This window comes from Ottowia caeni (assembly GCF_050821495.1).
Classification (GTDB): Bacteria; Pseudomonadota; Gammaproteobacteria; order Burkholderiales; family Burkholderiaceae_C; genus Ottowia; species Ottowia caeni.
This window is the reverse complement of record NZ_CP151080.1, coordinates 3,448,364-3,460,929: the sequence shown is the minus strand read 5'-3', so window position 1 is coordinate 3,460,929 and position 12,566 is coordinate 3,448,364. Positions and strand designations below refer to the sequence as shown.

The window sequence follows — 12,566 nt, the reverse complement described above, 5'->3', positions numbered from 1 at the left end:
ATCAATTTATCGAACAGGTTCATAAACGGTAAACAAAATTAGCGCCTACTTTCTCCGTTCTCTGAGGCTCGAGTCAGGCGAGCGGTTGCCACTCTTAAGGTACGCGGCGACGGGTGAGCCGGTGTACGAACCACTCTTGTTCGGCTTGCTCGAACTGCGTGGCGTTGGCAGTGCCACCAATACGCTGCTGCAGGCACTCCGGAGCGTCATGCTTCTGCTGCTCGTCTTAGACGACTTGAAGGTGGACATTGAGCGCCGACTCCGTGATGGGAGGCTCCTCGACCACTTTGAGCTCGAGTCGGTAGCCCGGGCTTGCTCGCTTCAACTTCGGGACCTGCGAGAGGAGAGCGACAAAGCTCCGTCGCCGCAGCGCGTCATCAATCTCCGGGAAGCGGCGTACATGCGAATGCGGGTCAAACCGCTTGACGAAGTGCAGCCATCGACGAAGTTCGTACGGCTGCATTACATCCACAAGTACCTGATGTGGCTAGCGAATAGCTGGTTGCTACGGCACGACCCGGCGACTTCCGAATACCAACACCTTCTGGTCGCGAAGGACATTGCCGACAAGCTGCTGACGGCCCGCATGCCGGACGCTGGCAAGCGCAATACCGAGGACCAGCGGCAAGGTCTAGAGCCGAATGACCTGCAGCGTTTGCTGGAGGTCATTCAGCCAGACCACCCGGAAAACCCTTGGAGCGCAAGCGCACGAGTACGCAATAACCTCTTGGTGAGGTGGTACTTGAGGCTTGGGCTTCGCAGGGCGGAACTGCTTGGCGTGCAGGTGTCGGACATCAACTTCCAGGCATGCGAAGTCTTGATAGCCCGGCGTCCGGACGACAAAGATGACCCGCGCGTCAACAAGCCGGACGTCAAGACCAGCGACAAGCTTCTGCCGCTCGAGCCTGCCCTTGCCCAAGAAACCCACAACTACATCGTCAAGGTGCGCCGCAGCACTGGAAACGCTCGTCGTCATCCCTACCTCTTCGTCGCGATTGGCACTGGCGCACCGCTGTCCCTCTCCGCCGTCAACCTTGTCTTCATGCAGCTCAAGAGAAAGGTGCCTGGGCTGCCTGATGATTTGAGCCCGCACGTTCTTCGCCACACATGGAACGATAGCTTCTCGGAATTGGCCGACAAGGAAGGCTTTAGTGCGGCAGAGGAGAGGAAGATGAGGTCGCGTTTACAGGGCTGGTCACCGACCTCCGAGACAGCCGCAAATTACACCCGACGTCATGTCAAGAAAAAAGCACGCGAGGCGAGCCTATCGCTGCAGGCGACGCTCAGTCCCAAGGGAGGGGTACAGTGAAAAGAGATGCACTGCAAGTCGTCCTTGAGGCTGGCCAGAACCTTGGTCTATCCACGACGGCGCGCACGAAGAGCGGGGTGGTCTTCGACGCGACGAGTGACCATTGGTCGTACCGCGACGGAACGTCACAGGTATCCATAAACTACTCGCTCCTGAAGGGCGCCTCTCCCGACATCAAGCAATCGGCCAAGCGCGTCATGCAGCTGCTTGCTCAGACCGGGGCACCAAGCGGGTTGGGGGCCTACTTCGGCAGTTTCGTGCACTTCATAGCGAAGACGGCAAGAGGTCAGCGCAACCTCACGCAGTTGAAGGGTGCCGATTACCTCAACTTCGTGGCAAGCAGTCAACCACGCATGGCCGGCCATATTAAGACTTTTCTTCGCAAGTGGCATGCCCTGGGCTCGCCAGGGCTCGCGGAGGACGTCCTGCCCACCTTGCGCAGCGTCAAGGTCAAGGCACCGAAGAAGGGAGTCGCAGTCGCAACGATGGACCCCAAGTACGGCCCATTCACCGACATTGAGTTCCAAGCGCTTCAGCAGGCCATCAACGCGGCGTACGCATCAGGAGAACTACGCCCATCCACGTTTGTCATGGCTTGGCTGTTCTTTGCCACCGGCGCGCGGCCTATCCAGCTATCCGCCATGAAGGTCAAGGACGTCCATGGCCCACAGGTCGATGGCGCAACGGACTACAGCATTGATGTTCCTAGTGCCAAAAGGGGGATTTACCAAGGGCTCGGGTGAGGAACCGCCCGTTGGTTAAGGCGGTCGGCGAACTGGTTGTTCAGTACGCGGCAGCTGTGAGCACCGCCTTCGTGAAGAAGCTCGATGACCCGCTAGAAGCTCCACTGTTCCCGGCGGCCTTCCACCGCAAACCATGGGCGCCTGGCTTCGAGCATCACCGAGAACCTCACGGCCTCAGTGCCGAACTTCGAAACTTGCTATCGGGACTGAACGTCATTTCGGAACGGACCGGTAAGGCGATGCATGTCACGCCGGTTCGCTTCCGCCGAACTTTCGGTACGCGAGCGGCCCAGGAGGGGCACGGAGTCTTAGTCATCGCCGAGCTGCTTGACCACGCAGACACGCAGAACGCCGGCGTCTACGTGGAGACTCGACCGGACATCGCCGGCCGCATTGACAAGGCAGTCGCGCTTGAACTTGCGCCGATAGCACAAGCCTTCGCTGGCAAGCTAATCCGGAGTGAGAAAGATGCTACACGCTTCAGCGAATCGTCAAGCCGCATTCGCGACCTGCGCATCGCCACCGAACCGCTTGCCTCGTGCGGACAGCACTCGTTCTGCAGCATGTCAACACCTATCGCGTGCTACACGTGTGAGAGCTTCGAGCCGTGGCTCGACGGTCCTCACGAAAAATTGCTTGATTTCCTGCTGGTCAAGCGCGACCGGCAGCTCAGCGCCATCGACGCACGCATCGCGACCGTACTCGACAGGACCATTCTGGCTGTAGCCCATGTGGTCTACCTGTGCAACCTACCCCCGAAAGACTGGCCGCGCTTGCTGCACCGCAGGAGCAAGCCGATAAAGTCTGATGTGGTCATATTCTTACCCAAGGCGAAACGTGCAGCGCGGACTAACCTCTCTGACTTCATAAACCTCTGCAGGAATCGTCTCACGGTCTTCGGCGAGAGTCTATCTTTCGACGATGACATTTGGGACGTCTCAGGGTCGGTTGGCTCTAAGGGCAGCAAGTTTGCCATTCGCCTTCGATTCAGCAACTGGGCGACAGCGACGTTGAAGACTGCCATGGTCCCCATGGCGGAACCGTTCAAGTCTTTCGCGAAGGCATACATCCGATATGGGCATGCGCACAAACCGAGGGCCAACTACTCTAACTGCCTCACTGCGCTCCAAGCGCTGGAGAAGGCCTTAGTCGAACTGACAGGGACGGCCGACCCGTCGGAATTGAGGCCTGACGTCTTCAACCGGGCAGCGCAAGACTTGAAAGCGTCATTCAAACTGGCTACGGCCTACAACTGCGGCTCCGACCTTCAAGCAATTAGTCGCTTGCTTTGCGAGCTGCGTTTGGTCATCGTTCCCAGCCCCTGGAAGAACTCGATTCCGCCTGCCACCAAGGGGACCAACCGAGTAGGCCAGGAACTCGACGACCTGCGCAGAGAGAAGATGCCTTCTCCAGCGGCCTTCTACGCGCTCGCCCACATCTTCCAGAACGGCGTAGACGCCGAGGATGTCCTGGTCTCCTCGGTCTGTGCGGTTTTGTGTAGCGCGCCCAGCCGCATCTCTGAGGTGGTGCTGCTCCCGTCAGTATGCGAGGTTCGGCAGGTCGACAAGGAGACAGGTGCGACCCTCTATGGGCTTGGGTGGCGTCCAGCAAAAGATGGCGCGCCGATGGTCAAGTACATCGCGACCCCGATGCACGACATCGTTGGGCAGGCGCTGCAGCGACTCCGAATCCTGAGTGCACCGGCGCTTGAATTGGTCCGCTGGTACGAGAAGAACCCAACGAAGCTTTATCTTCCGCCGGAGCTCGAACATCTCCGGGGCAAGGCACACCTAGATATGCGCGAGCTTGTAAGCATCGTGTTCGTCGACGACGGGAAGGACCTCAAATCTCGTGCTTTTCAGTGGGTCAGGTCCACAAACGTGCCCGTCACGAAAAAGGGCAAGAAGGTCTATGCCGATTTTGCCGATGTCGAATCTGCAGTGCTGAAGATGCTCCCGCGTGGTTTTCCTCTTCTAGACAAGGAACAAGGCCTCAAATACAGCGACGCGCTGATGGTTTTGCGAAGGCAAGAGCTGGATATCATCAAGGTGACTTACCGATGCATGTTCCAGCCCATTGAGCCTCAGGACATCAACAGCAGGATTGCCGCCCACTTTACTTCGCTCAACATCTTCCGGAAGCACGGCTTCAAGGAGGACGACGGGACACACATCCGTGTATCGACCCACAAGTTCCGTCACTACCTCAACACCCTCGCTCAGGCTAACAACATGGACCAGTTGGACCTGGCGCGTTGGTCTGGGCGGCGCAACGTCAGCCAAAACGCCGCGTACGACCACGTGTCGGACCGCGAAGTTACCCAGAAGCTACGACTCGCGCTGCAGGGGGATGCACCAGCGGTCGGTCCTATTTCTCGCCTGCACAGGGTCGCTCTCATTCCGCGCGACGAGTTCGCTCGCCTGCGCATCCCAACGGCCCACACGACGGACTATGGCTATTGCGTCCATGACTTCACAATGCTGCCGTGTACAAAGCATCAGGACTGCCTGAACTGCGAAGAGCAGGCCTGCATCAAGGGTATGGACTACAGGATGGAAGCCAACATCCGTGCTGCCCAATCGGAAACCCGACTGCTACTTGGTAGAGCAAAGCAGGCACTCGACGACGGAGAGTTCGGGGCCGACAAGTGGGTTGCGCACCAAGAACTGACGCTCGGTCGTCTGGACAGCCTCTGCTCTATCCTTGATGACCCAGTAATACCCGTCGGAGCAGTCATTCGTCTGGACGACTCGCCCATTCAAAGCCATCTCGAGCAAGTAGTGCAGCGTCGAGCGCTTGAAGGAGAGTCGCGTGCATTGGTAGAGGCCGCGGATTCCAAGGAAGGCCAATGAGCAAGCATGAACGAGCGAAGAATCTGGACGACGAGGGCATTTCTGACATCGTCGCCATCATCGACGGCTGGAGCGGGAAGCTGTCATGGGAACGTCTCCTAGAAGCGGTCGAGCGACGGCTGCGACAGCGGTACACGCGCCAGGCGCTGAACAATCACACGCGGATTGCTGAAGCGTTCCGCCTCCGCAAGAAATCGCTCGCAGGACTGGCTCAACAAGCAGGACGCCCGCGGCGAGGCGATGCCTCGCCGGAGCTTGACGCCGCGCTGCAGCGCCTTGCGCTCCTTGAGGCCGAAAACCTCCGGCTGGTCTCGGAAAACAACCGACTGCTCGAGCAGTTCGTGCGATGGGCACACAACGCCTACACGCGCGGGCTAGACAAAGATTTCCTCGACCAACCTTTACCTGTCGCGCAGCGTGACCGTACCAGGGTGACGATGGAGGACTTGAACCGGAGACGGCGATGAGTTCGGAAAAGGGTACGAATGGCAAGCTGCGACCCGACGGACATTCGCAACGACGGTCGCAAGGGGAACGCGCCGTGAGCGGTACAGTTAAGTTGAGCGGGCAGCAACTGGCTGAAAAGAACGTCCAGACTTTCACTACTTGGGTCGCCAGCAAGACCGATGACGACCTCCGGGCAATAGCCAGTCGCGGTGTGTTGTCGCGCAACGAGGTTGCCAAGGAGTGTGGCTTTGCGAAATCGGCGCTCGACCAGAACCCTCGCATCAAGGCCGCACTGCGTGAGCTGGAGGATAACCTGCGTCTTCGCGGGGTCCTGCCAGATGCCGCCCAGCGAGACCCCGAGGCGCCGCAGGCGCCGTTGACTCGCGAACCTGGCCGCCTTCGTGCCGTTCAAGATGCCGAGCGCCTGCGGCGCCTAGAGCAGGAGAATGCCGGCCTCAAGGCAGAGGTGGCCGAGTTGAAGCGCACCGTTGAGAAATACTCCGTCCTGCGCGAAGCCCTGGCCCAGACCGGAAGGTTGCCGCGTTGACCGTCGAGCAAGTCCTACGGGTCACCTCAATCCGCAGCCAAAACCCCCGAGGCTTTGGTGGCTGCATCTTCTCCGCCAAGCCCATTGACGCGCAAGGCCGGGTGCAGGATGCCACCGGCTACTTCGTCGTCAAGGCGTGCGGTACTGCGCTGGGCGGCTCTCGCGTCGAGCCCGGACAATGGTGGCTGGTGTCTGGCGAGACTTCCACGCGCCTGCTCGCGGTCAACGGTTACCAATTGACCGAAACGCAGATTGATGCATCTACGGCGGTTCTGCTTCGCCCTTCGGGCGAGCATATCGTCGCCTTCATGGCCGATAGTTCGGCCTTCGAGGGCATCGGCCAGGTCAAGGCCCGCAAGCTCTGGGAGACATTCGGAGAAGACCTCTATACCCTCCTCGACAGCGGCAACGTAGCCGAACTGGCCACGGTCCTGACGCCGGACAGCGCAGCCCAGGTAGCAGCTGCCTGGGCACAGCACGGCGACAGTCGCACGTTGCAGTGGCTGCAGTCTCAGGGCTTTGACCTGGCGCTAGGCCGCAAAGTGCTCCAGTTCTTCGGTCCCGATACCGCTCAGAAGCTCGAAGAGGACCCAGCCCATGCCTTGACGCACCATTCCGACAGGGGCAGTCAGTACGTTTCCATACGCTGCACCGAACGTCTGGACCAGGCGGGAATACAGCCCTCGGTGGGCAGTCGGGGCGACAGCTACGACAACGCGCTGGCCGAGACCATCAACGGGCTGTACAAGGCCGAGCTGATTCACCGCCGGGGACCCTGGAAGACCAGGGAATCCGTGGAGCTGGCCACCTTGCAGTGGGTGCACTGGTTCAACCACGTCCGACTGCTCACGCCGATTGGGGGCATCCCTCCGGCAGAGGCTGAGGCAAACTACTGGAGGCAACTCGCCAACAGCAACACCTCGGCAGAGGTGTCAACTCAAACCAACTGGCCTCCTTGAAAGCCGGGGCGGTTCAACATGTGGGAGGCTGATGAGTTCAGCCTCGATGGCCAAGCTATGCAAACGGTAGTGGCTGGTGTCTGGGACCTGTTCCATTAGCCCGATTTTGCAGAGGCTCACAAGGTAGGGGTGGGCGCGTGCAGCTAGGAGGTCCATAGCTGCAGCCAGTTTTCTCAGCGCCATCAGCTGACCCGACCGAACCAGCGCCTTGAGCAACCCATTTCCTGGTGGCGTGACAAGTTCGCTCGACAGTGTGGGCCTTTGGATGTTGCACAACAGGCTGCAGACTCAAGCCGTCGCAGATGGCAACCGCGTGTCTTGACTAAGTCGATGGTCCTAAGGCGTCCAGAACAGGTGTTTGACCCGCAGCTTGCTTGAAAGAAAAAGCTGCATAGGGTGCAAAAAAACACGTTCGACATATTTCAGCCGTGTGACCAAAATTCGCCGAATCCCATCAACGGAAGGCGTAAAAATGAAAGTGACACCCTTTGAAAATGGCTTCGGCGCTGACATCAGTGATGTGCCACGCAACATGCAGGTAAGCGAAGCTGATTTGAAAGGCATCGTCGATGCGTGGCATAAGCATTCTGTCCTTCGCTTTCGAGGCTTGGACATGACGCCTGAAGAGCACGTTGCGTTTACCCGCCGCCTCGGTCCGACACACATCATGGAGCCGCTGAGTTGCAATCTCGATGGATATCCAGAGGTTTTCGTGATTTCCAACGCCAGTAAGGAAGACCCACTCAACCCCGTGCAAAAAGGCGGTACGGCAGCTGGTTTGATGCGCGTTGGTGAAGGCTTTCACACCGATGGCGAAGACAAGGCTATTCCGAATGCCGGGTCCATGCTGTACGGCAAGGTGTGTCCGCCCGAGCGAGGCGACACGCTGTGGGTAGATATGTATGCAGCCTACGAGGCGTTGCCCAACGATATGAAGACCCGGATAGCGGGCCGACGTGCTCGCTACAGCCGTATCGATTTGCACGAAACTCACTACCCATTGATGGCCCCATTGACGGAAGAGCAGAAGCTCGCTCGTCCCGACGTGTACCACCCGTTAGCCCGCAAGCACCCTTTCAGTGGTCGCACTGCCCTCTACATAGGGCGTTGGGCCTGCGATATCGAGGGACTGCCGCAGGAGGAAGGTCGCGGGCTGGTGAAGTATCTGCAGGAATTTGTCCAGCAGCCGCGTTTCATCTTTCGCCAAGTTTGGCAATCGGGCGACGCCATCCTCTGGGATAACCGATGCACGCAGCACTGTGCAACGGGCTACGACGCTGAGAAATACGTTCGCACAATGTACCGCACCACGCTGGAAGGCGAACCGCCGCTTATGGCGCGCGTCTCCTCGTTCCTCCCCGAAGAAGCACTGGCATGAACATTCGATTCCTAGAAACTGTTCTTTGGTTGGCGAAGCTGCGGACCTTGAAGGCCACAGCCGAACAGTTGTACATCACGCATACAGCGATTTCGAGCCGTATCGCTGCTTTGGAACAGGATTTAGGAGTCAAGCTGTTTGAGAAGTCTGGTCAGGGCTTTGAGCCCACGCCTGAGGGCATTCGATTCATAGAAGAAGCGGGGCAAATCGTGGAGTCTTATCACAGACTTCGACGCGTGATGCTTGACCCGTCGAAGTTGAGAGGAAGTCTACGCATCGGCTTGGTAACGACTTTGACGCCAACGGTCTTCCCATATCTTGTGAAGACGCTCCGAGAAGAGTACCCACACGTTTCATTGTCCGTCACCGTGGACATGGCCGACAGGCTAATAAAAGATTTGAAAGGTGGAAGGCTTGACCTTCTTCTGACCTCCTCTTGGCCACAAGACCCAAGCTATGAAATCGTTCCTCTGTGCAGTTTTGCGATGGGCTTGGTTGCAAGTCCAACCTTAGGTGTAGATGTCAAAAATCCGCTGGCTGTAGAGCAGCTGGCAAATTATCCCTTCGTCGGCTATCCCTCTGGTACGGATTCGCAAATGCGTGTCGAATCCTACTTCTCTGGCGTTAATCAAGTTGCCGGTGTACATGCCACAAATGGCAGTTACGGCAATGTGCAACTTGCCGTCGCTGGATTGGGTATTTCTGCTGTACCCATCGTATCTGTTAAAGCAGAGTTGGCGCAAGGCTTGCTGGTGCTCCTACCAACTGTTAAGCGGTACACAAGCGTTCACTACGCAGCCATTTTCTCGAAAGATGGCGGCACTGAAATTCCGCGCGCAGTCGCGAGCCTTGCGCGGCAGGCCGCTGCCAGCTTCTGCGAAGCAGTCGACCCGGCCCACGCTTGGCAGGACCAACCCACACATATTTCGGACCAATAATGAGAGTCAATCTTATCCAAATGAATTCTGTGCCTGATAAGGCGCAGAACTGTGCCACAGCTGACCGAATAGCGCGGATTGCTGTTGACCGCGATGGTGCCGAGTTGGTGGTGTTTCCTGAGCACTTTGACTGGCACGGTGGCACTTTGGCTCAGAAGGTAGCTGCGGGCGAGGGTTTCCAAGGCGGTCCAGCCTATGACATGTGCCGTAAGTTGGCGCTGGACTGCGGTATTCATGTTCATACCGGTAGCTTCTACGAGGCAACTGAAGACAAGAAGCGGGTCTACAACACCAGCGTTGTGTTCAATCCGAAGGGGGAGGAAATCGGCCGGTATCGCAAGATACATTTATTCGACATTACCACTCCGGACGGAATGCGTTACGGCGAATCCGATGCTGTAACACCGGGGTCGGAGGTTGTCGTCGTTGATGTCAATGGCTTCAAGCTGGGAATGGCCATCTGCTATGACCTGCGTTTCCCAGAACTGTTTCAACAGTTGTTAAAAAGGGTGCAAATGTGATGGTCTTGCCCGCTGCATTTACCCTGCAAACTGGCAAGGACCATTGGGACGTTCTGTGTCGTGCGCGGGCAATCGAGACGCAGAGCTACTTTCTTGCCGCAGCCATGATTGGTCAATTCGACCAAGGTGGAGAAAAGCGGAACACATACGGCCACTCGCTTGTCTGCGACCCTTGGGGGCACGTTATTGCAAAAGCGTCTGATGACGTAGGCACGGTTTCGGCATGGCTCGATAAGGAAGTCATTGCGAAGGTTCGCAAGGATATTCCTTTGCAATCACACAAGGTGCTTTGAAATGAAAAAATTCCATATTAGACCAATGCCCGAGCCGATTTCGGAACCGGTTAAACAACGGCTTGCTGAAGTCGAAACCGCGACCGTGGGACATTTTCGTCACTGGGGTTTTATGGATGCACGTATCCAGGCCCTCGGTCACACCAAACGGCTAGTGGGGACCGCAGTCACGCTGGCGCTTCCAGCGCAAGATTCAACGTTGTTGCATCACACGCTTGGGTTGCTAAAACCTGGCCATATTGTCGTTATCGACCGACTTGGTGACAGAAAGCATGCCTGCTGGGGTGGTGGCGTGACTAATGCAGCGCACAAAGCTGGTGCCACTGCGGCCATCATCGATGGAATGTGCACCGACCCGCTGGAAATAGCTGAGCTGCAGTTCCCAGTGTGGTGCCGCGGTATTTCACCAATAACTACCCGCATTTATAACTTGGGAGGCATGCTTAACTACCCGGTTTCTTGTGGTGGGGTGGCGGTAAACCCTGGGGACATTATTTTGGCGGATGAAAATGGTGTTCTTGTTATTCCGCCCGACGAGGTCGAAGAAGTTGCCGATGCTGCGCTGGCTAAGCAGGCACGTGGAATAGAAAATATCAAAAAGATTCATGCCGGCGCAACCCTTGGGAACTTGTCGGGTGCGACTAAATATGTCGAATTGGATGCGGGTGTATAAACGCCTTCGATGAGCATCGCGAATTTGAAATGCGCATGCGCTTTATTTTGATTTATTGTCGAAAGTAATCAATGAAATATATTGCTCCATTCTTTGCCCTTTTTGCATTGCTCGCGAGCTCTGTCTCCGCCTATGCCGAATGGCCCGAACGCCCTATTAAAATTATGGTGCCATTTCCGGCTGGCAACTCCTCGGATGTGTCTATGCGCATCTTGGGTGAAAAGCTGGAAAGTCGTCTTGGCCAACCAGTTGTGATTGAAAATAAAGTCGGTGCGGGTGGCACCATTGGTACAGCGGCTGTTGCGAATGCTGCTCCTGATGGCTACACTTTGGGAATGGGTTCTACAGGCCCTTTGTCAATCGGCCAATGGCTTCGACCGGACTCGATGCCGTATAACCCTTCAAAAGACTTTGTTGCTCTCGGTGCAGTTGCGTACGCACCCCAGGTACTGACAGTGCGCAATAGTTTGCCTGTAGCCAATTTCAAGGAGTTCCTTGAGTACGCTCGCAAGGCTAGTAAGCCGGTGAATTACGGTTCAAGCGGCAATGGCACTACGCCGCATTTGGTCATCGCCAAAATGGTCAGTGATGCTAAATTGAATGCTGAACACATACCTTTCCAAGGTGGCTCGCAGGCGCTGATGAGTTTGGTGGGAGGGCAGATTGATTTTATTTCCGATAACGTTCCAGTAGTACAGTCTGCGCTCAACTCCGGGCGTGTCAAAGCACTCGCGGTTTCTTCCGCAAAGCGTATTCCATCTATGCCTGAGGTCCCGACAATTGCCGAGCAGGGCATTCCTGGATTCGACTATCAAGGATGGATTTTGCTAGTGGGCCCCAGTAAGTTGCCACCAGCTATAGTTGCACGCTTGAACGAAGAAGTTGAAGTTATTATGAAAATGCCTGATGTCCGCAAACGCCTCAACGACCTTGGCCTTCAACCTATGGATATGCCGAAGTCAGAATTGACGGGCTTCCTTGTTGCTGAATCTAATAAGTGGCGGGAGGTTGTAAAAGTTTCTGGGGCTGCGGAAACGACAAGGTAATTACAATCCCGCACCTTCGGGATGAGAGCCTGAGTTACTGCATTTTCTACCCGGTTGGAGAGGCCTGGACGGTCCACTGAATGATGGCATCCCGCTTTTCGCTTTGCGAGCCTAGCTGGTGCAATGCGGCGTAAAGTTTAGGTGAGGGCGCGATGAGTTGTGCGTCTGACCGGATTGGGCTTGGTGGTATTCACTGTGGCGTCTTCCTCGCAGTTGCCGCCATTTCAAGCAACGTGTTCAGTGAAAACAGATTCACCTTGCCGTTCATCAAGTCTGATATTCGAGGCTGCGTCACTCCAAACAGCTCTGCGGCCTGCGCTTGGGTTATTGCCTGCTGACGAATGACCTCGGTCAGGCTCATCATCAATGCGGACCGAGCAGGCATGCTGGCAGCATCCTGTGGGGTAACTTCAATGGCGCCCCACACACTGGCGAATCGCTTCTCTTCCGTCATGACTCAGAAGCGTAGAGCTTCCACGACAGCGGCGCCTATGGCTTCGGTACCCAACGTGGAGCCACACCCGCGCATCTCTCGTGTGTCAAACCCGACACTGAGTACCTGAGTCACTGCATTCTCAATACGGTTGTCAAGGTCTGGCCAGTCAAGCGAATGTCTGACCACGAGACCCGCAGCGCGTATGCATGCCAGCGGGTTGGCCAGGTCCTGACCTGCGATGTCCAGCGTGGTTCCATGGCCGGGCTCGAACATTCCAAGCCGGCTGGTGCCCAACAACGCTGAACCAGGCAATCCGATGGACCCGGTGAGCACCGAGGCCACTTTGATTCGAGTGTCAAGTTATCGGGCGGAAAGTCTGAAAAGGTTCAACTTATCGGGCGAAATGGGCTTGATTCGGCGATGC

At 56.8% G+C, this 12,566-nt stretch carries 11 protein-coding genes and 2 pseudogenes; 11 read left to right on the top strand and 2 right to left on the bottom strand.

Annotated features, from left to right (window positions below):
- The first annotated feature begins 121 nt into the window (after positions 1–121).
- The 11 genes and pseudogenes from AAAK34_RS16315 to AAAK34_RS16265 all read left to right on the top strand — a co-directional run bounded on the left by AAAK34_RS16315 (position 122) and on the right by AAAK34_RS16265 (position 11,706).
- Entirely contained in the window at positions 122–1,309 is a 1,188-nt protein-coding gene (locus AAAK34_RS16315) for a tyrosine-type recombinase/integrase (RefSeq protein ID WP_431777485.1), read from the top strand.
- Positions 1,306–2,052 (top strand): hypothetical protein, encoded by a 747-nt coding sequence (locus tag AAAK34_RS16310; RefSeq protein WP_431777484.1) that lies wholly within the window; start codon positions 1,306–1,308, stop codon positions 2,050–2,052. The genes AAAK34_RS16315 and AAAK34_RS16310 overlap by 4 nt, the downstream gene beginning before the upstream one ends.
- A gap of 11 nt (positions 2,053–2,063) precedes the next feature.
- Positions 2,064–4,904 (top strand): hypothetical protein, encoded by a 2,841-nt coding sequence (locus tag AAAK34_RS16305; RefSeq protein ID WP_431777483.1) that lies wholly within the window; start codon positions 2,064–2,066, stop codon positions 4,902–4,904.
- Positions 4,901–5,371, top strand: coding sequence for a hypothetical protein (locus AAAK34_RS16300; RefSeq protein ID WP_231694296.1), 471 nt, complete (start codon positions 4,901–4,903; stop codon positions 5,369–5,371). Before AAAK34_RS16305 ends, AAAK34_RS16300 begins: the two co-directional genes overlap by 4 nt.
- A gap of 74 nt (positions 5,372–5,445) precedes the next feature.
- Positions 5,446–5,898 carry a VPA1267 family protein gene (locus AAAK34_RS16295; protein WP_431777482.1) on the top strand — a complete coding sequence of 151 codons (453 nt, stop codon included), beginning with the start codon at positions 5,446–5,448 and terminating at the stop codon, positions 5,896–5,898.
- A 602-nt stretch (positions 5,899–6,500) separates the two neighbouring features.
- Positions 6,501–6,857 (top strand): annotated as a pseudogene (locus AAAK34_RS16290) (integrase core domain-containing protein); the annotation flags it as partial.
- 472 nt (positions 6,858–7,329) lie between these two features.
- Positions 7,330–8,235, top strand: coding sequence for a TauD/TfdA family dioxygenase (locus tag AAAK34_RS16285; protein ID WP_231694298.1), 906 nt, complete (start codon positions 7,330–7,332; stop codon positions 8,233–8,235).
- On the top strand, positions 8,232–9,173 hold the full coding sequence (locus AAAK34_RS16280) for a LysR family transcriptional regulator (RefSeq protein WP_231694299.1): 942 nt from the start codon (positions 8,232–8,234) through the stop codon (positions 9,171–9,173). The genes AAAK34_RS16285 and AAAK34_RS16280 overlap by 4 nt, the downstream gene beginning before the upstream one ends.
- Positions 9,173–9,987, top strand: a pseudogene (locus tag AAAK34_RS16275) (carbon-nitrogen hydrolase family protein). The gene AAAK34_RS16280 and the pseudogene AAAK34_RS16275 overlap by 1 nt, the downstream one beginning before the upstream one ends.
- Position 9,988: 1 nt before the next feature.
- Positions 9,989–10,660: an RraA family protein gene (locus AAAK34_RS16270; protein WP_231694301.1), complete on the top strand. Its 672-nt coding sequence runs from the start codon at positions 9,989–9,991 to the stop codon at positions 10,658–10,660.
- Positions 10,661–10,731: 71 nt separating this feature from the next.
- Positions 10,732–11,706, top strand: coding sequence for a tripartite tricarboxylate transporter substrate binding protein (locus tag AAAK34_RS16265; protein ID WP_231694302.1), 975 nt, complete (start codon positions 10,732–10,734; stop codon positions 11,704–11,706).
- Positions 11,707–11,896: 190 nt separating this feature from the next.
- On the opposite strand, the gene AAAK34_RS16260 is transcribed toward AAAK34_RS16265, so the two are convergent.
- Together AAAK34_RS16260 and AAAK34_RS16255 are read right to left on the bottom strand one after the other, a co-directional pair.
- Complete coding sequence (locus AAAK34_RS16260) at positions 11,897–12,160, bottom strand: XRE family transcriptional regulator (RefSeq protein WP_231694303.1); 264 nt, start codon at positions 12,158–12,160, stop codon at positions 11,897–11,899.
- A 3-nt stretch (positions 12,161–12,163) separates the two neighbouring features.
- Complete coding sequence (locus AAAK34_RS16255) at positions 12,164–12,484, bottom strand: isocitrate/isopropylmalate family dehydrogenase (protein WP_231694304.1); 321 nt, start codon at positions 12,482–12,484, stop codon at positions 12,164–12,166.
- Positions 12,485–12,566 lie beyond the last annotated feature (82 nt).